Source organism: Bacillus sp. 3G2, assembly GCF_044324725.1.
In the GTDB taxonomy this organism is placed as follows: domain Bacteria; phylum Bacillota; class Bacilli; order Bacillales; family Bacillaceae_G; genus Bacillus_A; species Bacillus_A mobilis.
Genome location: NZ_CP172246.1, coordinates 1,006,661 through 1,030,332, shown reverse-complemented (window position 1 = coordinate 1,030,332; position 23,672 = coordinate 1,006,661). Strand labels below are relative to the sequence as shown.

General features: G+C 34.2%; 28 protein-coding genes. 11 read left to right on the top strand and 17 right to left on the bottom strand.

Annotated elements, in window-relative coordinates:
• Nucleotides 1-9: 9 nt before the first annotated feature.
• Nucleotides 10-2,934 carry an ATP-binding protein gene (locus ACHZK0_RS05260; RefSeq protein ID WP_395761284.1) on the bottom strand — a complete coding sequence of 975 codons (2,925 nt, stop codon included), beginning with the start codon at nucleotides 2,932-2,934 and terminating at the stop codon, nucleotides 10-12.
• Entirely contained in the window at nucleotides 2,931-4,169 is a 1,239-nt protein-coding gene (locus tag ACHZK0_RS05255; RefSeq protein WP_395761283.1) for a metallophosphoesterase family protein, read from the bottom strand. Before ACHZK0_RS05255 ends, ACHZK0_RS05260 begins: the two co-directional genes overlap by 4 nt.
• A 167-nt stretch (nucleotides 4,170-4,336) precedes the next feature.
• Here ACHZK0_RS05255 and ACHZK0_RS05250 point away from each other — a divergent pair, with 167 nt between their 5' ends.
• Nucleotides 4,337-4,522, top strand: a complete 186-nt coding sequence (locus ACHZK0_RS05250) for a YhzD family protein (RefSeq protein WP_000539551.1) — start codon at nucleotides 4,337-4,339, stop codon at nucleotides 4,520-4,522.
• Nucleotides 4,523-4,547: 25 nt separating this feature from the next.
• On the opposite strand, the gene ACHZK0_RS05245 is transcribed toward ACHZK0_RS05250, so the two are convergent.
• Nucleotides 4,548-4,910 (bottom strand): hypothetical protein, encoded by a 363-nt coding sequence (locus ACHZK0_RS05245; RefSeq protein ID WP_063260023.1) that lies wholly within the window; start codon nucleotides 4,908-4,910, stop codon nucleotides 4,548-4,550.
• A 153-nt stretch (nucleotides 4,911-5,063) separates the two neighbouring features.
• Between ACHZK0_RS05245 and ACHZK0_RS05240 the strand changes: the two genes are divergently transcribed.
• On the top strand, nucleotides 5,064-5,204 hold the full coding sequence (locus tag ACHZK0_RS05240) for a YflJ family protein (RefSeq protein ID WP_000273537.1): 141 nt from the start codon (nucleotides 5,064-5,066) through the stop codon (nucleotides 5,202-5,204).
• Between the two features lie 104 nt (nucleotides 5,205-5,308).
• Here the strand turns inward: ACHZK0_RS05240 and ACHZK0_RS05235 are convergent, their stop codons facing one another.
• The gene (locus tag ACHZK0_RS05235; RefSeq protein ID WP_395761282.1) at nucleotides 5,309-6,598 is read right to left on the bottom strand and encodes a hypothetical protein; all 1,290 of its coding nucleotides are present in this window, start codon (nucleotides 6,596-6,598) and stop codon (nucleotides 5,309-5,311) included.
• A 330-nt stretch (nucleotides 6,599-6,928) separates the two neighbouring features.
• On the opposite strand from ACHZK0_RS05235, the gene ACHZK0_RS05230 reads away from it, so the two are divergent.
• The 3 genes from ACHZK0_RS05230 to ACHZK0_RS05220 all read left to right on the top strand — a co-directional run bounded on the left by ACHZK0_RS05230 (nucleotide 6,929) and on the right by ACHZK0_RS05220 (nucleotide 10,259).
• Nucleotides 6,929-7,900 (top strand): zinc-dependent alcohol dehydrogenase family protein, encoded by a 972-nt coding sequence (locus ACHZK0_RS05230; protein ID WP_395761281.1) that lies wholly within the window; start codon nucleotides 6,929-6,931, stop codon nucleotides 7,898-7,900.
• A 638-nt stretch (nucleotides 7,901-8,538) separates the two neighbouring features.
• On the top strand, nucleotides 8,539-9,669 hold the full coding sequence (locus tag ACHZK0_RS05225) for an RNA-guided endonuclease InsQ/TnpB family protein (protein ID WP_395761280.1): 1,131 nt from the start codon (nucleotides 8,539-8,541) through the stop codon (nucleotides 9,667-9,669).
• 284 nt (nucleotides 9,670-9,953) lie between these two features.
• A complete protein-coding gene (locus ACHZK0_RS05220; protein WP_098375425.1) occupies nucleotides 9,954-10,259 on the top strand; it encodes a hypothetical protein in 306 nt (101 codons plus the stop codon).
• A gap of 427 nt (nucleotides 10,260-10,686) precedes the next feature.
• Here the strand turns inward: ACHZK0_RS05220 and ACHZK0_RS05215 are convergent, their stop codons facing one another.
• The 4 genes from ACHZK0_RS05215 to ACHZK0_RS05200 all read right to left on the bottom strand — a co-directional run bounded on the left by ACHZK0_RS05215 (nucleotide 10,687) and on the right by ACHZK0_RS05200 (nucleotide 12,184).
• Nucleotides 10,687-10,998 carry a heavy metal-binding domain-containing protein gene (locus tag ACHZK0_RS05215; RefSeq protein ID WP_000637510.1) on the bottom strand — a complete coding sequence of 104 codons (312 nt, stop codon included), beginning with the start codon at nucleotides 10,996-10,998 and terminating at the stop codon, nucleotides 10,687-10,689.
• A 136-nt stretch (nucleotides 10,999-11,134) separates the two neighbouring features.
• Nucleotides 11,135-11,338, bottom strand: a complete 204-nt coding sequence (locus tag ACHZK0_RS05210; RefSeq protein WP_262741500.1) for a DUF4028 domain-containing protein — start codon at nucleotides 11,336-11,338, stop codon at nucleotides 11,135-11,137.
• Between the two features lie 138 nt (nucleotides 11,339-11,476).
• Nucleotides 11,477-12,007 carry a general stress protein gene (locus tag ACHZK0_RS05205; RefSeq protein WP_270343566.1) on the bottom strand — a complete coding sequence of 177 codons (531 nt, stop codon included), beginning with the start codon at nucleotides 12,005-12,007 and terminating at the stop codon, nucleotides 11,477-11,479.
• A gap of 36 nt (nucleotides 12,008-12,043) precedes the next feature.
• On the bottom strand, nucleotides 12,044-12,184 hold the full coding sequence (locus ACHZK0_RS05200; RefSeq protein ID WP_001004256.1) for a hypothetical protein: 141 nt from the start codon (nucleotides 12,182-12,184) through the stop codon (nucleotides 12,044-12,046).
• A gap of 220 nt (nucleotides 12,185-12,404) precedes the next feature.
• On the opposite strand from ACHZK0_RS05200, the gene ACHZK0_RS05195 reads away from it, so the two are divergent.
• The 3 genes from ACHZK0_RS05195 to ACHZK0_RS05185 all read left to right on the top strand — a co-directional run bounded on the left by ACHZK0_RS05195 (nucleotide 12,405) and on the right by ACHZK0_RS05185 (nucleotide 16,426).
• Nucleotides 12,405-12,656 carry a hypothetical protein gene (locus tag ACHZK0_RS05195; protein WP_000991709.1) on the top strand — a complete coding sequence of 84 codons (252 nt, stop codon included), beginning with the start codon at nucleotides 12,405-12,407 and terminating at the stop codon, nucleotides 12,654-12,656.
• Between the two features lie 205 nt (nucleotides 12,657-12,861).
• The gene (locus tag ACHZK0_RS05190; protein WP_395761279.1) at nucleotides 12,862-15,552 is read left to right on the top strand and encodes an ATP-binding protein; all 2,691 of its coding nucleotides are present in this window, start codon (nucleotides 12,862-12,864) and stop codon (nucleotides 15,550-15,552) included.
• A 16-nt stretch (nucleotides 15,553-15,568) separates the two neighbouring features.
• Complete coding sequence (locus tag ACHZK0_RS05185) at nucleotides 15,569-16,426, top strand: CheR family methyltransferase (RefSeq protein ID WP_395761278.1); 858 nt, start codon at nucleotides 15,569-15,571, stop codon at nucleotides 16,424-16,426.
• Nucleotides 16,427-16,464: 38 nt separating this feature from the next.
• Here ACHZK0_RS05185 and ACHZK0_RS05180 read toward each other — a convergent pair whose 3' ends face one another.
• The 5 genes from ACHZK0_RS05180 to ACHZK0_RS05160 all read right to left on the bottom strand — a co-directional run bounded on the left by ACHZK0_RS05180 (nucleotide 16,465) and on the right by ACHZK0_RS05160 (nucleotide 20,010).
• On the bottom strand, nucleotides 16,465-17,607 hold the full coding sequence (locus tag ACHZK0_RS05180; RefSeq protein ID WP_262741504.1) for a fused response regulator/phosphatase: 1,143 nt from the start codon (nucleotides 17,605-17,607) through the stop codon (nucleotides 16,465-16,467).
• A 326-nt stretch (nucleotides 17,608-17,933) separates the two neighbouring features.
• Nucleotides 17,934-18,374: a ferritin-like domain-containing protein gene (locus ACHZK0_RS05175; protein ID WP_375810986.1), complete on the bottom strand. Its 441-nt coding sequence runs from the start codon at nucleotides 18,372-18,374 to the stop codon at nucleotides 17,934-17,936.
• Nucleotides 18,375-18,443: 69 nt separating this feature from the next.
• Complete coding sequence (sigB, locus tag ACHZK0_RS05170) at nucleotides 18,444-19,220, bottom strand: RNA polymerase sigma factor SigB (RefSeq protein ID WP_395761277.1); 777 nt, start codon at nucleotides 19,218-19,220, stop codon at nucleotides 18,444-18,446.
• The gene (rsbW, locus tag ACHZK0_RS05165) at nucleotides 19,183-19,665 is read right to left on the bottom strand and encodes an anti-sigma B factor RsbW (RefSeq protein ID WP_262741506.1); all 483 of its coding nucleotides are present in this window, start codon (nucleotides 19,663-19,665) and stop codon (nucleotides 19,183-19,185) included. The genes sigB and rsbW overlap by 38 nt, the downstream gene beginning before the upstream one ends.
• Nucleotides 19,666-19,671: 6 nt before the next feature.
• Nucleotides 19,672-20,010, bottom strand: coding sequence for an STAS domain-containing protein (locus ACHZK0_RS05160; protein ID WP_395761276.1), 339 nt, complete (start codon nucleotides 20,008-20,010; stop codon nucleotides 19,672-19,674).
• Nucleotides 20,011-20,205: 195 nt separating this feature from the next.
• Here ACHZK0_RS05160 and ACHZK0_RS05155 point away from each other — a divergent pair, with 195 nt between their 5' ends.
• Nucleotides 20,206-20,406 (top strand): methyltransferase, encoded by a 201-nt coding sequence (locus tag ACHZK0_RS05155; protein ID WP_395761275.1) that lies wholly within the window; start codon nucleotides 20,206-20,208, stop codon nucleotides 20,404-20,406.
• A gap of 182 nt (nucleotides 20,407-20,588) precedes the next feature.
• On the opposite strand, the gene ACHZK0_RS05150 is transcribed toward ACHZK0_RS05155, so the two are convergent.
• From ACHZK0_RS05150 to ACHZK0_RS05140, 3 genes are all read right to left on the bottom strand, one after another.
• Entirely contained in the window at nucleotides 20,589-20,840 is a 252-nt protein-coding gene (locus ACHZK0_RS05150) for a GlsB/YeaQ/YmgE family stress response membrane protein (protein ID WP_242308245.1), read from the bottom strand.
• Nucleotides 20,841-20,915: 75 nt separating this feature from the next.
• The gene (locus ACHZK0_RS05145; protein WP_395761274.1) at nucleotides 20,916-21,116 is read right to left on the bottom strand and encodes a CsbD family protein; all 201 of its coding nucleotides are present in this window, start codon (nucleotides 21,114-21,116) and stop codon (nucleotides 20,916-20,918) included.
• 35 nt (nucleotides 21,117-21,151) lie between these two features.
• Nucleotides 21,152-21,541, bottom strand: coding sequence for a general stress protein (locus ACHZK0_RS05140; RefSeq protein ID WP_097865278.1), 390 nt, complete (start codon nucleotides 21,539-21,541; stop codon nucleotides 21,152-21,154).
• Between the two features lie 192 nt (nucleotides 21,542-21,733).
• Between ACHZK0_RS05140 and ACHZK0_RS05135 the strand changes: the two genes are divergently transcribed.
• Both ACHZK0_RS05135 and ACHZK0_RS05130 read left to right on the top strand, forming a co-directional pair.
• Nucleotides 21,734-22,195 (top strand): hypothetical protein, encoded by a 462-nt coding sequence (locus ACHZK0_RS05135; RefSeq protein ID WP_395761273.1) that lies wholly within the window; start codon nucleotides 21,734-21,736, stop codon nucleotides 22,193-22,195.
• 243 nt (nucleotides 22,196-22,438) lie between these two features.
• Entirely contained in the window at nucleotides 22,439-22,666 is a 228-nt protein-coding gene (locus tag ACHZK0_RS05130) for a DUF2798 domain-containing protein (RefSeq protein WP_212957011.1), read from the top strand.
• 461 nt (nucleotides 22,667-23,127) lie between these two features.
• Here ACHZK0_RS05130 and ACHZK0_RS05125 read toward each other — a convergent pair whose 3' ends face one another.
• Nucleotides 23,128-23,298: a hypothetical protein gene (locus ACHZK0_RS05125; RefSeq protein WP_262741510.1), complete on the bottom strand. Its 171-nt coding sequence runs from the start codon at nucleotides 23,296-23,298 to the stop codon at nucleotides 23,128-23,130.
• Between the last annotated feature and the right edge of the window lie 374 nt (nucleotides 23,299-23,672).

Here is a 23,672-nt window from a genome sequence, read left to right as displayed (position 1 = left end):
TATAGCACACTACAACTCATTTTCTTTACGCTTACGCACTAATTTTATAATCTGTTTTTCTGTAAAATACGTTAGTAAATGCGCATGACATGTAAAGAAGATGACTTGTCTGTCTTTCGCAATTTCCTTTATAAGTTCAATCGTACGATTCGTCCTTACCGCATCAAAATGCACGAAACTATCATCAATAATGAACGGATAATCATGCTCAAATGTTTTCGCTAACGCAAATCGTAACGATAAATATAACTGTTCTGCTGTCGCTTGGCTTAGTTCATGACTGTAAAAACGCATACCATCGTTACGCTCAACGATGAACGGCTCTGCCTCTGACGGTGAAAAGATTTTACTATAGCGTCCGCCTGTTAAATACACAAAGTACTCTTCTGATTTTTGTAAAATACGAGGAAGATGTACTTCGTGATAATATTGCTTCGTTTTCGTTAACACTGTCTTTGCGGCCGCATACGCAGCCCACTTCTTCACTTGTTCACGCACTTGCGCTTTTTTCATTTCCCATTCGTGTAGTAAATCACCATACGTACTTCCTTCTTCTAAATTCTCAATTTCCATACGATGCTTCGCAATGCGCTCTGTCAATTCTTTTTCCTTTGTAAGACAGTTTTGCGCGGTTGTCATTTCTTGCTTTAATTTTTCATCATAACCGTCAGCCTCATAATGTTCAGCTAATGATAAACTCGTTAAACGCTGTTCTAACAAATCAATTTGCGGTAACAAACGCCCTACTTGCTTCTCAGCATCTTCACGTTTTTTCGATAGTTTACCCGCTTCTAAAAACATCTCTTCATCAGTAGAATGTGCGATATGCCATAAACTATCTCGTTCTACTAACAGTTGTTTCAATTGCTCTTGCATGAACTCATATTCTTCTTGCCATTCAGCTAGTTTCTCTTTTAGCTGCTTACAAGTTTGGCGCTTTTCTTTCTCATTTTGCATACGGCTTTGCGCTTCGTGCAACTTACTATACTCCGCACTACCGATAACAGTTTCTAGTTTATGTTCAAAATGCGAAATCATTTCATATAATGAAGATTTCCGAGCACCTTGTTTCTCTAACTCACGATATAATTGCTGCATCTTTTCCATACGCTCAAACGCCGGTAATATGTGAGCATACGTATAAAATTCAGGGAACATATAGCGCATTTTATACACATTTACTTGTTCGCTAATGCGGAACGTTTCTCTCTCCCATTCCTCATACGATGAAACGACTTTATCATACGCTCGCTCCATTTGTTGTAACTTATATGACTCACGCTCAAATAGCTTACGAACCTCTTCATCTTTTTCTAACGCATAGCGCACAGACATCGCTTCTTCACTTTGTCTCCCGCCAGCACTTTGCTGAAGAGTAAGAAGCTCTTCTTGTAATCCACTTGACGGATCTTTATATAAAACGAGGGCAAGAACAATCCCTACAAAAATAATGACACTAATAAATAAGAGCGGGCGATTGTCTATAAATAAGCTTGTAAATAAAACGACTGTGTTAATAAGAAGTAACAGAAGACAAACTCTTTGCCACTGCTTTTTCTTTTGCATAGCCGCTCCTGCTTTTTCTTCATACTTGCGATTCATTCTCTCTGCGCCCATACCGATAAACGCCGCATCTTGGAACGACTTCTCTTTCTCAGCTAACGCACTTCGCTCTTCATCCGCTAACATTTGCTTCTTAATCTGTCTTATGTTTTCTTCTTGTTCTTCTAACTGCTCCTGCGCTACTTTAAAACGATCATCAAGCTGTGCTTTTTGCGTTTCTAATTCACGCGCCTTTTGCACTGCTTGCGTAATTAACTCTTTCGTTGCCAAACTCATATCAAACGACAGGACTGTTTCTTTTTCAAACGTAGCACCGATTTGTTGCTCTAATTCTGCCAGTTCTTCTTTTATATTCGTAATCGTTCCTGTCACATCACGCATTTCTTGACGTGCATTTTCATAAGACATGTGCTGCATACGAAGTTCTTCTACATAACTTTCTTTTTGTAAAAACGCTTCATCTATTTGAATCGATTCCATTTCCGATTGCACATTCTCTATTTTTTTATAGAGTGAATCAACTTGTAATTGGAGCGGCTCCATCTTCGCCTTAATCGCTTCATAACGCGCCATTCCGTTTACAGGAAATTGCCCGCTCTCGTTTTCTAACACTTTCTCATGCGCACGCTTTTCAATAACGAGAGGTTCAAGCGCAGCTAATATTTCATAATCTTGCTTTCGTTTTTCTGCACTCTCTTTTTCCAAGCGAACAGTAGCTAGCTTCTCTTCACTTTCTTTTAACTGCTCGACCTGTTTTTCATACGTGCCAATTTTCCCTTGCCACTCTTTCATCTTCTCTTCAAGCTTCTTCATTTCTTGCAGTGACACGTTAATTTCAGGTTTACGCCCACTCGGCTTAAAGCGCTGATCCATTTCTTTCTCTAGCTTTTTATCGAGCTGTAATAACGCATCACTTCCGACTGCGCTTGCTGAAAATAAATAATTTCCAATATCCGCTTCACCAAGCTGATGAATATTTTGAAGACCGTGCATATCAAATGAAAAGACCGATTCAAATAAACTTTCATTCATCCCGCTTAATATATCGTGTAAAATTTCCTCGCCGCCCGTTTTCCCATCTTCAAAATAAACGGTCACCTCACCAGCTGCTGTTTTTGGCAATCGTTCAATTTTCAAACGACCATACTTCTCTGTTTGCACAGTCATCGCACCGCCATACTTGCCGCCTTCTTTCGGCTCATAACGGCGTTGTCCTCTCGTTGGAAAACCGAATAAAATACTTTTCATAAATGAACGAATTGTCGATTTCCCCGCTTCATTTTCACCATATAAAACAGTCAGCAATGAAAGATCCATTTCCACATTTTCTAATTTTCCGTACCCATAAATATGGAGTTTTTCAATTCTCATTTCTTATCCCTCTCTTGCTGGAATAATTGCTCTAAAATAATATTTTCCGCTTCTTTTTGAATCTCTTTCTTCTCTTCTTCTGTAAAAGATTCAATACTATTACGCGCTACAGGAGATGTCCAAATACTGCGCAGCACGCCGTCCATATTGGTGAAAGCTTCTAACTCTTTTAGCACGCTACCGACGAAATGATTTTCTTCTTTCAAACGCTCGATTTCCGCAAACGAAACCGTCTCATTTTTCCACTTCATCGCGTATACAAAATCTTTTCGCTCTTCGCCCGCTGCTAAAATATGAAAAATCTCTTCCACACGTTTTTCATCACGTAAATAAGGAGAAAGTGGCCCCTGTCCTGTAAATACGACAGTTAAAAGCGTCCCTTCTTCTCTTCGGCATTCATTCATCGCACTTGATATCACAGTCATAAGTTCATCAACCGTTTCAAGTCCATCGATACTTACTTCTATCTCATCCCACACAACATCCGCCGTATGGAAAAATGAACATTGCGTTCCTTGTTTCGTGAGTTCAATCAGGTACGCGCCCTTTTCGCCCGTTTCCTTACGATGACGTCCTTGTATGTTCCCTGGATAAATGATGTATGGCTCTTCTGATAAAATTTCACGTTTATGTATATGGCCGAGAGCCCAATAATCAAACTGCTTTTCTTTCAGCTCACGAATTTGAAACGGTGCATAGCGATTATGCTCTGCATCCCCTTCCACACTTCCGTGAAGCATACCAATATGAAAAGGCGCATCACTCATTTTCGTATACTGCGCTGTCATATTATCAGTTACCGCTTGCTGCAAATAACTAAACCCGTAAATAGAAGCTACTAGCTCACCATTTTTATAAAACGATTTCTCTTCTACATAAGGCTCCGTAAACACATGAACATTTTCCGGAAACTCAATTGCTGCCCAGCTTCCCCCTAAATGATCGTGGTTACCGTGAATAATAAAAACAGGGATATCGTACTGCGACAGTCTCTTCATTTGCTCGCGCACAAACACTTGCGCTCTCAAACTCCTCGTCTCCGCATCATACAAATCCCCGGCTAGTAATACGAAATCAACGCGCTCTTGAATCGCTTTATCAACAATACGCTCGAACGATTCAAACGTACTCTGCTTCATTCTCTCCCAAACAGACTGCGGTACATTCATCTCCATCCCTTTAAACGGACTATCCAAATGCAAATCAGCCGCATGTATAAACTTCACTTGTTTCACAAATAACGATCCTTTCTTTTCCGTACTTTACTACGAATAGTAAATCTAGTGCCCATAAAACTTCCCCTTTATTTTAACACGCAATGTCATATATTTCTTTGCATATTCTAGCGATTTATGCCAAAATAGTTATAAGATTCTGATTTTTATTATTGGAGGGAATTTTCATGGGAGTATACGTTCTAACAGTCTTTGAAAAAGATGGTTCAAAAGCATTAGACGAATCATTCGAGGCGGCAACCGAAAAAGAAGCGAAAGCAAAAGGTGAATCTATTTTACAAGAAAAAGGATTGTATGAAAAAACACATCGCTGCACATCTTCTGCAGGCAAGCTCGTTTTATTCCAGCGCTAAAAAAAGAAGCGTCATCCGCTTCTTTTTACTCTACTATATCTTCATCACACCACGTAAACGCCACATCTAGAATGCGATTACCGATACGTACGCGCTTATTCCATTTTCCTGTTTGGATCTGATGTTGCAACTCTGCTTTCATCTTTTCCGTCCAGTTGTGAATCGTTTCACTACCGTCGTACGGATATACGCTTGGAAACTCTTCCTGCAGTAGATGCAAGCTCTCTGCATCAAAATGAAAATGGAAGAAGTAGTTTGCTGTAAGCGATGGTTCTTGCAATCGTAAAAAATGATCATCAATTTGCTTTCTATTTCTATAGAAAGTAAAGATATTCACTTTACCGCTCGTAATTTGGTCAATTTGAATTTCGTGCTTCTCTATAATCACGTCTTGCCCACCTCGTTATATACTATCCTTAGTATATATGTCTTTTGCAACAAAGTTAACCATTTTCGCGCGAAATTCATTTCCTTCATTATTATCCTGTACCTCCATATGCAATCAGAACAAATAAAAACAAAGTTGAAGGGGAGCGATTACATGTATTTCGGAAGCAAAGGTTGGTATGTAAAAGAACTTAAAAAATTAGGTATCCGTACTTATGAAGGCAAAAAACTAGAATCGTATCGTACGCATGTGTTATCTAGTTTACTTGAGAGAATGAAGAGAGCTTCGGCTTAATAGGTAAATAGTTTATATGCTTTGTTAAAACATAACTAAAAACTATATTTTATATAATATACGAAAAAAGCTGTATCAATTTTTTTGATACAGCTTCTTTTTATTCATACAGTAGGATCCTTCTTTTCACAACTTTGCTTATTTTCCTTATCTATTGGTTTAATGTGATAATTAATAGGCTTTATAACCTCTAAGTCCCAACACCTATTAGATATATATAAAATTGAATTATTTTCTATATAATAATTTCCAACTAAATCACTTTCTTTTCCTGACTGATTTACATAAGTAATTTTAATTGGTTTTTCAAACGGTTGGTTTATTATTCTTATGAATTGTCCACTCCATAAAGAGAATCTGGGTAACGAAACAAAAGCGAATAAGAGTACAAGTCCAATTACTAACCTCACTACATTATTAGCTTTGTTAGAAAGAATACTATAACATTTATAAATAACTATATATAAAATTGAATTATTTTCAAAAGACCTTTCCTTATTTTCTTCCTGCTTCTCTTCGATTTCCCCTTCGATTTTCTTACTAGCGCCTAATTTTACCTTTTCTTCTATCTTTTTCTGAGTTAGTTTAACTATTTTTAAAATAGCGAAATGCAAAATTGGCATTGTTGCAATAAAAATCGCTTTTTCAGAAAAAAATACTATATTATTCTTCCCTAAACCCAAAGATAATAGCATAGAAATTATAATAGAAAACGGTAAACAGCTTATAGAATTGAACCATTTCTTACTATGGTAATGACGAAATATTATTAGTGTAATGAAAAGACATGGAATGAATAATACAGTAGATAATTCCATGTATATACTTTCATCTAATACTTTCATAACACTTAATACTTGTCCGATAAAGGCTAGTAGCAAAAACTGAAGCACAGCCGCACTTATCATTAGAATTGGGTGTTTTTCCGCTATATTAATAGTATATAAAAAACATAGTGTAAAGCCTACAAATATCCATATAAAAGCAAAACTTAACATACTAATGAATGTAATCTCATTAGCAAAAAACATCGTTATAAACAGGTTTAATAAGAAGATTATTAAACCTAATAAAATGAAGATAGCTCCCTTTTTCTCCTTATTTTTGCGCATCAAAGGAATAGATGCTGAAATTATATAATAAGTGCAAATAAAAAATATAGAAGTAATAGTTAGAGTTTGTATACTAAAAGGTATCAAATTGGATACTATATTAAAATTCGAGATTTGAAAAAATTCATCACCACTAAAATAATATCCATACAAAAAACTATATATAATGAGAAATCCTAAAGAAGATATAAGAGTGAAACCGAAAAATAAAAATCTTATATCAAAAAATAAACGCTGAACATGCTCACCTTTCTTTTCAAAAAAAGAATTAATAAAACTCACCTTTACACATCCTTTATAAAATAATCTTTATTCCATATTTTTGGTAACCATCCCTCTTCAACCTTTCCCAACAGCCCTAGCAGTGAATTCATTTCACTACATAATATTAAATTATAAAATTTTAAAATCCTAATCTCCTTATAAAACATTATAAGATAACCCGTAAAACATTCCAATCATGAATGATAAATGGAATATTTCACATGAAGGGAAACCAACTATGAGCTTATTTTTTATGAACCCTACTCCTTTAAAATACATTTAACAAAATAACCCCCAAAACCAAAAATGCTATAATAAACCCAATCAAACTAAGGGGGAACATGTATCTTGCACGGAAAACACATTCAATTTCACAAGTTCGGCAACCCAAAAGATGTATTACAAGTTGAATATAAAAATATAGAACCATTAAAAGATAATGACGTTTTAGTCCGTATGTTAGTTAGGCCGATTAACCCATCTGACTTAATTCCCATTACCGGAGCGTACGCTCATAGAATTCCTTTACCTAACATACCTGGTTATGAAGGTGTTGGTATTGTAGAAGATGTAGGCGCGGGCGTTACGAGAGACCTTATCGGTAAACGTGTTTTACCGTTACGCGGAGAAGGTACTTGGCAAGAGTATGTGAAGACATCAGCTGATTTTGTAGTCCCTATTCCGGATTCCATCGATGATTTCACAGCGGCACAAATGTATATTAATCCACTTACAGCTTGGGTTACTTGTACAGAAACGTTAAACTTACAGAGTAATGACGTTTTATTAGTGAATGCTTGCGGATCCGCTATTGGACATCTATTTGCACAGTTATCACAAATTTTAAACTTCCGATTAATTGCTGTTACAAGAAATAATAAGCATACAGAAGAGTTACTGCGCCTTGGTGCCGAGTATGTAATTGATACTTCCACCGCCCCGCTTTATGAAACCGTTATGGAATTAACAAACGGGATTGGTGCAGATGCTGCGATTGATTCTATCGGAGGACCAGATGGAAATACATTAGCTTTCTCCTTACGTCCAAACGGGCACTTTTTAACGATCGGCCTTCTATCAGGAATACAAGTGAACTGGGCAGAGATTGTCACGAAAGCAAAAGTGCACGCAAACATATTTCATTTACGACATTGGAATAAAGAAGCTTCACCATATAAATGGCAAGAAACGTTTCGTCACTTAATTCGCTTAGTGGAAAATAAGCAATTACGTTTTATGACGGTACATTCTACGTATGACTTAGCGGATGTGAAAGCAGCAGTTGATGTTGTGCAGTCTGCTGAGAAAACGAAAGGGTAACTAACTGTTACGATTTATTTAACCAATTATAACGAAAGTTAATTAAATATATCAGTAAGCCCTGCTAGTCAAGTGATTGGCTAGTAGTGAGGGTTAACTGCGGGCAATCCCTAAAGCTGATTGAACTACAACGTGGCTAGAAATAGCGAGCGTGAATGTCGCGAAAGCAGAAAAAATCAATCAGATCGTGCAAGGTTAAATCCTAAACACTAGAACAATGGGTCTTCCGCCTCGAATCATCTAAGTCAAAATGGATAAGATGAACGTTCAACGACTATCTCGTATAACTGACGAGAGTACACCACAAGCCTATGGTGGTGGAAAAATCCTCTATCTCTAAAGAGATAAACATATAGTCTGCGCTCATGTGAAAACAGGAGAAGTTCATAAGAGAACTGGCTAAGGAATTGCGCCCTTAGTTGAACGAGATACATTTAATTAAATCTATCAAACCTCATTGAACCTATCGAACGTATGTGCTATATTAGGTTTAATGAGGTAAGAATAATAATGAAATTTTCACGAGTTAGTCAAGTATCAGAATTAACAGGTTTGCATCCGAGTAGTCTAAGGGGAATGCTGGTGGAACACGCTACGATTCAGAAGAACAAATCTTTCATTAAAGGAGTTACATTCTGATGATATTGGCGAAGAAAGTTAGACTAATTCCAACGCCTGAACAAGAAAAAGTGCTTAGAAACCATGCCGGTGCTGCAAGATTCGCTTATAACTATTGTAAAAGAATGAGTGATAGATACTATAAGCTATTTGGAAAATCTGTTTCACAGTTAGCTTTACAGAAACGATTTACAAAGATCAAGAAGCGAAAGAAATATGAGTGGTTAAAAGACATCAATGCACAAGTTCCTAAACAGGCTTCAAAAGATTTTGATACGGCGAGAAAAAATTCGTTCAAAAAGTACAAAAATGGTTCTCACACTTCTTATAAATCCAAAAAAGATGTAATCCAAGGATTTTATGCCAATTATGAAAGACTGGCTATAGGAAAGAAGGTAGTTCATATTCAGTCTATCGGAGAAGTGAAAACAAGCCAACAACTACCAAGAAATAAAAAACCATCCAATCCAAGAGTTACATTTGACGGTCGTCACTGGTGGATTAGTGTAGGATTCCAAGAAGATTTTGAATCCCAAGAACTAACCAATGAGTCGATTGGTGTGGATGTTGGTTTAAAAGAGCTGTTTGTAGCTTCTAATGGTATGAAAGAACGAAATATAAACAAAGATGCTAAGGTTAAAAAACTTTTGAGAAGGAAAAAGTCAGCGCAAAGAGATATGTCTAGGAGATTTAAAAAAGGTGTAAAAATTCAGTCTGCCGGATATGAAAAAGCGAAAACGGAGCACCTGCGGTTATCTAGGAAAATTATAAATATCCGAAATAACCATATCCATCAAGCAACAGCTAAATTGGTGAAAACCAAACCAATGAGGATTGTTGTGGAAGACTTACCTATCTCAAACCTGTTAAAAAACAAAAAACTATCGAAAGCATTTTCATTTCAAAAATTAAACTTCTTCTTTCAATGTTTATCATACAAGTGCGAGAAGTATGGCATTGCGTATGTAAAAGCTGATAAATGGTTCGCCTCAAGCAAGATTTGCTCATGTTGCAGCGTAAAATACGACCATTCAGTTCAACCAGAAGGACAGTGGAGTTTAAAAATACGTGAGTGGTGTTGTGCTTCATGCAATAGCCATCACGATAGGGATGTAAATGCGTCGATAAATTTATCAAGATGGGTAAAATAAATGCTTGATAATAGGAGGTAACGATACTGCCTCGTGTGGAGTGTTATACCCCTCGTCCCTTTGGGGCTGCGAGAACACGATGAAGCACTAACTTGTGTAAATTTGATTGAATTGTATAGATTTAGTTAAGTTTATCGTATCGGAAAGTGTTTTTGACGAGTTATTAAATGCAAAGGAAGGAGTCTTTTTGATTGGCCTTTTAAATAGACTAGATAGTACGTTTAGGAATGCCGAATTGTAAGTATCTGGTATAATTATATTAAAAGGTGAAAGGAGCTTCTAACATGTGGTTCATTTCGGCAATCGCGCCTGTTGTAATAGTTGGTGGAATTGTAGTATTTGTAATGAAAAGAATGGAACGTAAATATAACGAAGGAACATTAGGTAAGAAAAAATCAAAAGAAGCTCAAAATTTATTAGATAGTCTCATACCTATAGGAATGCTTGTCGGCTGTATAATCGGTTTGATTTTCGGCATGTTTTTCCCGGACTTCTCCCTGCTTTCAGTTAGTTTAGGATCTGGAATAGGCTATTTATTTGGTTATTTCGCCTATGAAACTTATAGCAAGACAGGAGATAATTTTTCGTAATCCAAAAAGAATAATCAGGACAGTACATAGTAGTCATATACAATATGTACTGTCCTTTATTTTTGCATCAATGCTATCAACTTACCTTCCACATCCTATACACCTTTTCTTACCTTAAATAACAATTTTATTATTTGTCATATAATTAGCACCTTCGTTAAACATATATAAAGATTGTTGTATTTCTTACTTTTCCCTTTGAAAACAATATATACTACATTTGAAATAAGCAAGTGTGTCTGCTTATTATCTAAATTCCCGTGCAATACCCCCTCACGAAATGCTAGGAGCAATCCTAGCATTTTTTACAATAACGTTTTGCCCACTTTGAACATATGTAATTATAATTTCTTGTCAACGTTAGTCATAAAACAAAAAAATCCCCTCAAAGCATAAACTTCGAGGGGTGAGCCTGTTTTTTATTTACTTATATACGTACAGCTGTACCACTTACAGCAACCATTAACATTCCATCACGAACAACCTCGTAATCTACGTCAATACCAACGATAGCGTTCGCACCTTTTTGTTTTGCAAGTTCTTTCATTTCATCCATTGCGATATCACGAGCTTCTTTTAGCTTACTTTCGTAAGAACCAGCACGACCACCGACAACATCACGAACAGAAGCGAATAAATCGCGGACAATATTTGCACCCATAATAGCTTCACCGTTTACAATATCGATATACTCAATAATTTCTTTACCTTGAATTCCAGACGTTGTTGTTACAATCATGACTGACACTCTCCTAATAAGTTGTAGTTTGAATAAGCTTTCTTATATCTTTATTATGACATGGAAAAAGTATCTAATCTATTGAATTACCTTACAGGAGTGTGACAATTTTGTAAGAATAAAACGCCTATTATGTTTAAGAAAGCGCTTTAACATTTGGATACATAAATGATTCTCTATTTTCTTTCCAATCCTTTTCTACTTCTTTAAAAGTTGGTCGCCCTAATTCCCCCTTATTTTCCTGTTTACGAAACCATTTCTTCACATACTTCTCTCCATTTTTATTTTGAACTGTACAAAGGAAACTATTACTACTATCCTTTACTATTTTTACAATCACGAAAAGACACCTCTTCTCTCTTAAACTTGATCTTTTGCTATAAGCCCTTCCTCTCTTATAGTCATACGACTCCTCGGTCGCGCCAAAGTTGTAAGATCAAAAAACGATATTCACTGTGTTTAATATGTGACGTACATATTATTTAAAGAAATCGGAGTTATAAGCATTATACTTATCAAATATTTTATAAATTTCTAACTTATCATCTAATGTTGCATCTACTAAAATTAATATATTTCCATCATAAATGTATTCTTCATATTTCTTAGCATGTTCCTCAGGGATTCCTAAGCCGATAAATGCTCCTATTAAACTTCCAGCTCCTCCGCCAATACCGGCTCCTCCAATAGCTGCTGCGATAGGTCCCGCTGCTACGATTGGACCCATTCCAGAAATGGCAAGTACACCAAGACCTGTTAATAAACCTCCGAGTCCGCCTGCTACTCCTCCTGCCACAAGCCCTGTCGCTGAAAAGATATCCGCTTTATGTGCGGTTTCATGATTCACTTTTTCACCCGATTTTTCTTCCAGATGTTCAATTTCCTTTTGATCCTTTGCAATAGCTGAAATATTATCAGCTGGATATCCTTTATCACTTAATTCATTAATAACGAATGCCGCATCATCGATTGTTCTAAAAACACCTACTATTTTTCTATCTATATTCATAACTATTAACCTCCTAAAGTTTTATATAATGTATCTTTATCTTTCTTCATTTCTGTATACACTAATCTTCTTATTAACATAACCATTTATGAAAAAAGCGAATAGTAAAAGCATTACAAGCGAACTACTTAACAAGTAAATTAAATCAAATGTAATATCAATCATCAGTTCATTCATGTATACCAGACTCCTTTTTATTTAAAGTAAAAGTATATTTTTATAGACTAGAAATCTTACAATTCATCTTCAGTCAATCTCTTTGTAGTTTATGTATACCCTTCGTAACCCTTTCTAAACATAAAAAACTATAATTATATTTTTTTATTTATATGTTTAACATTTTTTAAAACGGGTATGTTTATATTGTTATGCTTACTATATGGAAAGGAATATTTCGATGAATGCAATCCAATCTACTACTATTCTTTATAATGAAACACCTACAATAACGCAGATTCATCATTTTTATGCTTTAATGACAACATTTCAAACAACTTTATTTATAGGTAAACACGGAACACTTACTTCCATTAAAAACTTAAGCACATTAGTATCATTTTTCCTTACTGTCAAAAAGAAAGAACTTGTATTATTTATCTTTGAAGGAATAGATGCAAAAAAAGCTTTAAGAACACTCTTTCCTTCTTAAAAATTTTGTTATCCCCCTATTCCCTCGATTGTTACTTTTCATATATAGTTTTATATTTCAAAATGATTTCCTCAATTCAAAAAGAGACCCCCTAATACAATAGGGGGATTTCTAGTTCGGCCTTACGAAAACTGGTATAATATATATTACGTTTTCATTCTTTACGATTGAAAACTCTTAATAACCTTGAAGGTAGGAATTTTTAATGCACTCGAAAGCAAAATTTAGTATTCGCTACAAAATTATGGCTGGTTATTTAGTTATCATTTTGTTCTTACTTATTTCTTTCATTATGCTAAACAATGAGATTTCCAGTTTACAAAAATCTCGTAATTTTATTATTGAGCACGATTTCAAAGTACTTAATTTAACGAATCAAGTGGAGAAAGAATTGCTAACAATTGAAAATAAAGCGAAAGGATTTATCACTTCTAATGATGCAAATTACGTTCAATCCCTTAATGCTGTGGAAAAGGATTACGAAAAAGATTATCAAGATCTTTTTGCTCTATTAGAGGATAACCCCTCTCAGCAAGAAAAGTTAAAACAGATTAATGAAAACATTACTAGTTGGATTAATAAAGAGATTCACCCACTTATTACAAATAGCAATAGTAATAACGTACAAGCAATCGATACGACTCAAATTCAGTCACTACAATCGCAGGTAACGAACTTCCGTAGTGTTGAGGAGCAACTAACGAAGAAAAGAGCTGCACAATTAGATACCGAAAATAATAAATTAGAGATTTGGTTATATAGTTTATTGTTCTTACTTTCTTTTATTTCTATTATCATTTCACTCTATATTTCGAATTCCATTACAAAAACGATTAAAAATGTAATTCAAGCTATTAAATCCATTTCTTCGAAAGAAAAAATTACGGAAAGAATTCATGTAAACACTCATGATGAAATAAAAGATTTGGCTCATACAACGAACCACCTACTAGACGAAATATCGAAAAGAGAGTGGCTACAAACTGAGCTTGCAGAGTTAATTTTAAAGTATCAAGGTGTATCTTCTATCGAAATGTTAGGTAATAAAATTCTGAGCGGCATTATACAAAAAACGCAAACTTCTTGTGGTGCATTTTATGTTCGTGAAGAAATTGAAGACACTATCTACTATGTGAAAAAAGCTTCTTTCGCAGATCAAGGTGCTGATATTGGGAAACAATCCATTAAAATGGGGGAAGGTTTCATTGGACAGTCTGCTTTAGAAAAGAAAAGTTTTATTCTCAGGGACATACCTGAAGAGTTTCGTTACGTTACTACTGGATTATTAGAAATACGCCCTAAAAACCTACTAGTCATCCCTATCTTATTTGAGGATGAAGTGATTGCAGTAATAGAGTTAGTGAGTGTAACTGAGATTTCAGACTTACATCAAGATTTAATTCAACAAACTGTTGATAACCTAGGTTTAACGATCCATAGCATTATGGGACGTATGCGAATTCAAACTCTTTTACATGAATCACAAGCAATGACAGAAGAGCTGCAAGTTCAATCAGAAGAATTGCAAACACAAGCTGAAGAACTACAAATGCAAGCTGAAGAATTACGAACAACGAATGAACAACTAGAGTCTAGAACGGAAGAGGCCGAACAAAAGACAGCTGACTTACAAATTACTAAATCAGAATTAGAAGAAAAAGCAAGTGAGTTATTACGTAGCTCAAAATACAAATCAGAATTTCTAGCAAATATGTCACATGAATTACGCACACCGTTAAATAGTATTTTACTATTATCTGAAATGTTAAAAGAAAATCATGACAATCATTTATCAAACGATGAAATTGAATTAGCAACTGTCATTCATTCATCAGGGAAAGATTTACTTACTTTAATTAATGACATACTAGATTTATCGAAAGTAGAAGCTGGGAAACTAGATGTGATTTTCGAAGCAACGAACATAAGTGACATGGCAGCAAGTATGCAGCAAAACTTTTTACATATAGCTGCACGAAAAAGTGTCGAATTTACGGTTAAAGACAGTGATACAATTCCTGATTTATTTTATACAGATGCAAAGCGGATTGAACAAATTATTAAAAACTTATTATCCAATGCATTTAAATTTACGGAAAAAGGATCCGTTTCTTTACATTTCGATTCGATAGAAACAACCAATTTAACTCATGATATGCAGTCTATAAGTAAAGACTGGATGACAATTTCGGTAAAAGATACCGGCATTGGTATCGCTAAAGAACAGCATCAACTTATTTTTGAAGCCTTCCAACAGGCAGATGGCGCAACGATTCGGAAATATGGTGGTACAGGCTTAGGGTTATCTATTTGTAAAGAGTTTGCTAGATTATTAGGTGGTTGGATTACGTTAGAGAGTAATGTAGGAGAAGGCAGTACTTTTACCGTATATATTCCTAACCTTCCAAATGGGTTAACTAATATACAAGTATCCAACCTAGAAGTCGCAGCAACGATAGAAGACATTGTTCCTGCTGAAGTTGTTGAGGAAACTCTAGTGACGCCAGAAACAAATAACGTCTTCCAAGAGAAAACTATTTTAATTGTCGATGATGATCATCGAAATATATTTGCATTACAAAATGCATTAAAAAAACAACATGCTAACATTATTACTGCACAAAACGGCATAGAGTGTTTAGACATACTAAAAAACAATACAAATATTGACCTTATTTTAATGGATATTATGATGCCGAATATGGACGGTTATGAAACAATGGAACATATCCGAATGAACTTAGGGTTACATGAAATACCTATTATCGCATTAACTGCTAAAGCAATGCCAAATGATAAAGAAAAATGTTTATCTGCTGGCGCTTCAGATTATATAAGTAAACCATTAAATTTACATCAACTCTATTCGGTAATGAGTGTATGGTTAATAAAATAAGTGAGGTTTAGTTTAAGTGGAAAATAAGTATTATAATTTTGATCCATCTGTAGATATGGATAAGCGTACGAACTTAGAAATTGAATTACTATTGGAAGCGGTATTTAAACTATCTGGCTTCGATTTTCGCCAATATGCTCGCACATCTATTTATAGAAGAATTTGTAATAGAATGCAGCTCTCTAACATCCCTACCATTTCAAAATTAATTGAAAAAGTAATTCATGAGGAAGGGGTTTTAGAACAGGTATTAAATGATTTCTCCATTAATGTAACTGAAATGTTCCGTAACCCTAACTTTTTTAAAGCGCTCAGAGAGCATGTCATTCCTGAATTAAAAAAGTATCCTGAAATTAGAATTTGGCATGCCGGATGCGCAACTGGTGAAGAAGTATTATCCATGTCCATCTTACTTCACGAAGAAGGATTAAGTGAAAAAGCTGTTATTTACGCAACAGATATGAATACAGATGTGTTAGAGAAAGCGAAACAAGCTATCCTTCCGTTAAATAAAATGCAAACTTATACGAAAAATTATTTACAAGCTGGTGGTACACAAGCATTCTCTAACTATTATTCAACAGATAATCGTTTCGCTTATTTTAATCCGTCTCTTTTACAAAACATTATTTTTGCTCAGCATAATTTAGTAACAGATCAATCTTTTAATGAATTTCATATTATACTTTGCCGTAACGTTTTAATTTACTTTACGAGTAAACTTCAAAACCAAGTACAGCAACTATTTTATGAAAGTTTAGGTCACAACGGATTCCTATGTTTAGGAAATAAAGAAACTCTCCGTTTTTCAGATATAATGCCGCATTATATCCAATTTAATCCGTACGAACAAATCTATCAAAAAATACAATAAAAGCGTATGAAATCCTCTGTTTGGATTTCATACGCTTTTTATTTCGCATTCGTTTGTATCATAATGAGGCACATATCATCTGATTGTGCTTTCTTCTGTTCTTCCTTATAAAACCCTTCTATTTCTTCTTCTAAATCTCCCCATTTTCTTTCTGTAAAAGCACGTAACTTCTCTTCAGACTCAAATTCATCATTTGCAATTGCCTCAAGAACACCATCTGTAAACAATACAATTTGAGCGTTCTTCTCAAAAGGTATAACAGTCTTTTCAACTTTTATTTCATCAAAAAATCCTACCGCACAACTCCCGCGATTTAGTTCCACTACATTCTCTTCATCAACTAAAACGTATCCAGAAGGATGCCCTGCATTTACATATTCAATCGTTCCCTTTTCTGTATCTACTACTAAATATATCGCTGTAAAATAATATGGAATATCGTCATTGTCATTATGTAAGAGAGTCATATATTTATTTAAATCTTTAATGACGAGTTCTGTATCGATTAAAGATTTAATCGTTTCACGTAATACAGACGAAATAAACATACAAACTAATGAAGCAGATATACCATGTCCCATCACATCTAATAATATAATACCGTAGCGGTTTTCATCGATTTTATACCAATAATACATATCTCCAGCTAGTTTGAATGAAGGTAAATAGCTTGCTTCAATTTTTATATGATTTTCTCTTAATGGACTACTTAATAAGTTTCTTTGTACTTGTGTAGCTAAATCTAATTCATTACGAAGGTTTTCTTCTTGTTCTTTATGCCAATTTAATTCCGATTTCAAGCGTAATGCTACACGCATACGTGCTAACAATTCAACTTTATTTATTGGTTTCGTAATATAATCCATTGCGCCTATATCAAGCGCTTCAGCTAATTTATTCGCATCTTCTAAAGCTGTTACAAAAATAATAGGAATATCTTTAAACTTCTCCTCGTTTTGTAATCGCCTACAAACTTCAAGTCCATCAATTTCAGGCATCATGATATCTAATAGTATTAAATCGATTTCATTATGCCTGGAAGAATCTTTTCCAAAATGGATGTATTCGAAAAGCTCTTGTGCAGAATTAAGCGATACAAGATCCTGATATCCGGCTTGTTTTAAAATTTTTTCAATTACAAAGATGTTAACCGGATTATCATCGACAATTAAAATGGACACAAGTTATTTCCCCTTTTCTTATTTAAAATGTAAATCGATTATCATTTTCTATTTTTCTAGTATTGCATACTCAGTTATAAAATGAAAATTTCCTACTCAAACATATTTATACAGCAAAAGAACAAACCCCCTAGAAATGAGGGTTTGTTCTTTCACTCTATAAAGTGAAACTTTAATCAGTGGGGGTTTTCTTCATCCCCCACTGATTATTAGTTGAACCAATCGGACTTTTAGGGGCAGTTGATCCCACACCTAACTTCTTTGCTTTCGCTGCATTTTCAGGTGGGGGGTCTTACTGCCCATTAAAGTGGGGTAAATTTCCACTATTAATTTAACACTAGTGCTTTGTCACTTAAAAGACGATCTAACTCTTCCATATGATTTGTTTCATCTGCGATCATATCTTCTAACTTTACAACTAACTCTGTCATATTTAATTTCGCTGCCTGTTCTTTTCTCGTTTCATAGCGCTTAATTGTTTCATATTCTGATTGTCTAGCGTATTCTAACATTTCTCTAACATCTTCTACTTGTTTTACTGGTAAAGGGATCGTAGTAGGTGTACCACCTAACGTCTTAATTTTCTCCGCTAAATATAGGGCATGTCCTTGTTCATCACTAATTTCAGATTCAAAGAAAGGTTTTAACACTTGTCTATATATACCAGAAACTGTAGCTGCATTATGGTTATACATAATAATTGCCGAGTATTCTCCTGCTAAATCTTCATTCAATCCTTCGATTAGTTCTTTCACATCGTGTGACATTTTCATATCTCCTCCTATACTTAATAACTACCCCGTTTCTCATGTTTTAAACATAATTCTTTAAAATTTTTATGTATCTAAAAATGCCGCTTGCTTCAATTTACTTATTGCTTGTCTTTTAATACGAGAAACGTGCATTTGTGAAATACCTAACCGTTCCCCTGTATCCTTTTGATTTAAATTTTCTCCAAATATATAATGAATAACACTCTTTTCCGTATCATTTAATACGTTAAAAATATCCTTTAAAACGAGACGCCTTTCTGTCTCTTCATATCCTTGCTCTACTTCACCTACAGATTCAATTCTCGCTACCGAACTTCCATCAGATGAATTTTCAACGACATCATCTAAGGACGATACTCGATAATTATTTTTCGCATCCATAATTTCGAGCACTTCCTCTTCGGATAGTCCTAAATGATCTGCAATCTCTATAATCTTCGGTGAACGCTGCAAATGATCTGTTAGCTCCTCTATCGCAAGTTTAATCTTCCCGCCTAAATCTTTAATTCGCCTTGGAACATGAATGCCCCAAGTTTTATCACGTAAATACTTCTTTATTTCCCCTACTATCGTAGGTATTGCAAACGGCTCAAAAGCATTTCCTATCGAATAATCATACCTTCTTATTGCGCCTAAGAGCCCTAACATTCCTACTTGTATAATATCCTCATGCATCGGCCCACCTTTTGAATAGCGATACGCAATAGAATATACGAGATTTTTGTAATGATTAACTAATCTTTCCTGTGCTTCATCACATTGGTTTTGTTGGAAGTCTGCAATTAGTTTAATAACGTCTTCTTTAGCAAGATTTGTAGGTTGAGATTGGATTTCCATCATTCTCCACCTGCTCTCTTTGTATATATTTTGTCATTAAAACTGTCATGCCCTCATCATGCATAATTTGTATATCATCCATTAACGTATTGATTAAATATAAACCTAAACCATTTTCCGGCAAATGTTCTACTGGTTTATTAATATCATACGGACCAACTTTCCTTTTTAAAGTGCTAAAATCAAAGCTAACTCCATTATCCGCAACCATAATTTCTAATCGATCTTCATATAGTCCAAAGACAATTGCAATTTCTCCAACGTCTTCTTTGTATGCATGTTGTACAATATTTGTACATGCTTCACTAATCGCAATTTTCATATCTTCTATATCGTCATAAGCAAAGCCCATCCGATTCGCAACACCAGCCATTGTTAAACGAATAATAGCCACATATTCTGCTTTTGCAGGAATTTTCATTTCTATCTTTTCAAATCTCTCCATCATCCCTAGTCACCTTCTTTCTACTTTTTCAAAATCGGAATTCAAATTTAATATTTCTGTTAGTCCTGTAATATCAAATAATCTTTTTAACCTTTTAGATACACCAATAAATTCTAGTTTGCCATCATTTTTCTTAACCGCTTTTAATAGAGCTATAAATACGCCTAAGCCTGTACTATCCATATACTCTACCTCAGTAAAATCTACTACAATATAAACCTCTTTCTCGCTTGCAATAGGCATTACCTTATTTTTTAAATCTGATGCTGTATACGCATCAATCTCACCATTAAGTTGTACCGTATAACCTACATCATTTTGCAAAATATTTACTGCCAAATTCATCATTTCCGCCCCCTTATCTCAAACTATTACTATTTAATTACCCATAAAAATTAGTTTTAAACATATTTTTTTATTTTAATTATAAATAAATTTTCTACACCTTTCTCAGCTTAATGCTAAAAAATACTACCAAATGTTTAAACCTTGTAAATTTGTGTATGTATAATGTATAAACATTATTTTTAGGGGGATCTATCTATGGAAGAGAACAACTTTAAAAAGGGAGATTTCGTTCAATTTTCTTATCGACACGATCATGCTACAAAATTAGTTGGTTCCATTATTAACATACTAACGAATACAATTGTAGTTGATATAGGTAATAGCGAGGACTTATCTCATATAGAACCAAGGCAGGTTGTAAGAATAAATAATTGTAAAAAGGTATCGATGGTTTAATACATAATAGAAAGTGTAATGTTAATGAGTGGGGGTTCTTCATCCTCCACTCATTCCTATGCAGATTACATAAAGAAAGCATCCAAATTAGTTTAATTGGATGCTTTCTTTATGTATATTTATCAGTTCATTTACTTTATAGCTATATATAATAAACTTAAGATTACTATTTATTATCATACTTACGCTTTCCGTAGCATTCTAGAAAAGAATGTAACGATTAAAATAAAGACGATTGCACCTAATAACGCTGGAAGAACGAAAATGCCTCCCCATTCAGGACCCCAATGACCAAATAATGCACTACCTACCCAAGATCCGATTAATCCGGCAATAACGTTACCAACTATACCTAAAGGAAAGTCTTTCCCTGTAATCATTCCAGCTAACGCACCAATAAGTCCACCTACAATACACGTAATAATAAATCCCATAATTAAACCTCCTGTATTATTTTTATATTGGTTTTATCAAGCTTTGGTGTACAACCAAAGCTTGATAAACATGTATTATTCTTTATGATCCAATTCATCACTTATCTTTTGTTTCACTTTTCCGACTTTTTCTTTTATAGTTCCTTTCGTCTTCTCCCACTTCCCTTCATTTTTCAGCTCTCTATCCTCTGTAACTTCACCAATTCCTTCTTTTACTTGTCCCTTTGTCTTTTCAACCTTACCCGTAATTTGTTCTTTTAGTCCGCTCTTACTCATATTCCCCATCTCCTTTTCGTAATAGATTTATAGATTTAAAGAGTATACGTGCATCTTCTTTCTTGTAACCATTCACCGACTCTTTCTAAATCCTTAACGAATAACAAGATTTTTCCTTCATCCAGCTTTTCTTCATAAAAATTAGCTTCTTCCTCATTAAGTCCTAACTCTTGCATCTTATTTCTTAACTGATCTCCCGTTTTTTGAAAGACGTTAATAATACTTGTCCCAAGTCCCTCCTCTTTTATTCCAATTGTATTCACGTCTGCATTGTCTGCGATTCTATCTGTCCTTTCTTTCTCATGTGTTAATACGTAAATATCTTTTTGGTCTATTCCTTTCTTCACTAGATCATTCGCCGCATTCATGACCTCTTTCTCCGTAATAAATTCATATACAAAAGGTTTACTATACTTCGTTTCCATCTTTAACTTCCTCCTTTAAAATGAATTATTTGTTATATTATATGTAGTACACCTATTTTCGAAATGTTAAACATAAAATTTGAAAAAAGTTATGTGAAATTTATCTATCCCTAAACTAGTACAATAAATCTACTTACAATAACTACCTCAATTAACAGAAAATTGTTATAATTAAAAGTGAGGAGGGATATTATGAAAAAAATCATATCTATATGTGCTCTAACCGCTCTATCTTTCACTTTAATAGGATGTACAAGCACCTCAGCTACAGACAAATCTCCACAAACTAAACAAGAACAGAAACAAAATGCCTTTCAATTAAACTCCGCAAATATTACAGACATTGAAATACTTAGCACGATAAATAACAACGTTTCAAAATCTCAAACAGATAACGAAGAAATGATACACTCTATCGTTTCAGCAGTCCAAAAAGGCAATCCTAAAACAATCACATTAGATCAAAAAAAGAGAGAGTCTGCGCATTCTACTATTACCGTTACATATAAAGATGACTCAAAAGAAGAGTTTCTTGTATGGGCTGATAATAAGGAACAAATTACGATTGCTAAAGGTGAGAAGAAAGATAAAGTTGAAGGTGTGGTAGTGAACATTAAAGATGCGAAAATGATGAAGGATTTCTTTAAAATGTAAAAAGGATCTCCTTTAAGGGGATCCTTTCTCTCTTCATACAGCCTATTGAATTCTGCTCCTTATCATCCAAAGCAGAGATATTAATGATATATTATGAAGACGTTTATTTACTCTATAGTTATATACCTATTGTTGCTATTGCAGAAAAGTACAACAAGCTGGACAACCTAGATTTCAAACTGTAAGATTAGATGTTGGTAAAATTAAAGACAGCAAAGCATATATAGAAAATAGGTGTTAATTTTGAAAATCAATAAAAAATTTGAACCAATGATTTTTAATCTCTTTATGATTTTAGGTATATCTAGTATTATCTCTTTCGTCATGGTTTCAATGAACGTTGGATATACAGCTTTATTTCTCAAATCATGGCTGAAAACATGGGGAATTGCTTTCGTGCTTGCATTTTTAGCTTCTAAATTACTACCCTTTGTAGTGAAAAGGATAATGAAAATATTCATATTTGTTTAGAAGGATGCTTAAAAATAAAGTGATGCACTACTCTAGTTCCTTTAAATGAAAAGAGATAATCATCACAAAGCTTAACCTAGTAAAATATTTTAACTCGAAGAAAGATACTTGCAAAGTTATCTTTTCCTTATATGTTAAAAAAGCTCGCCTATTTCCGTAGGCGGGCTTTATCTTTATTACACAATAAGAAAGTATACTCTCTTTTCCTCTGAAATTTTATGTAATTGTACATATTCATGAACATAAATGTATTGATGAACTTTATCTACATACGCATGGCATTAATCCATTGAAAATTTATCTTCTTTAAAGCAAAACTCTCTTTTAGAAAAAAGAAAAGACACTCTAAGGTGCCTTCCTCCGACGTGAACCATCTTAATTTTAATAATATGTATTGGACTCCCATCCAATTATTATTTTACCATGTTAAGTTGTTTTTGTTTATTGAGAAATACAATAATTTACTTGCGCTGGTTGTCTGTATGAGGTCTTTTTGTAGTCCATGCAGCGATTAACAAAAGAACAATAGCCGCGATAACACCTAAAAGTCCTTGCTTGAGCCACATAGATAATGCGGTATTTGAGCCAAAGGCTAGAAACATAAGCATGACTGTGTATTTATTAAATCTCATTATCAGCAACCTCCTAATGTAACTGCACTTAAGAAAATTTCATCATTCATTTATTACGTAAAAAATGGTATTAAACAAACTTTAGATCCCTTATTTACAATTAAAATCTATATTTTTAAAAATGATATAGAAGAGAGCATGAGTAACTGTTTCATTTTGTCACGCCTATCTGTATTGGTTATTTTAAATAGATTTTTTAGAATGTAAGATTTCTCATCTCATAGTAGCAAACAATTGATTTGTACATTTTCATGTTTTGTCGAAGGATAATAAAAAATAACCTATGGTGTCTTCCTTCGACTTGAATTATCTTAATTTTAATAATATATATTGGACTCCCATCGCTATCAAGCTAAGAAAATACAACTACCCCA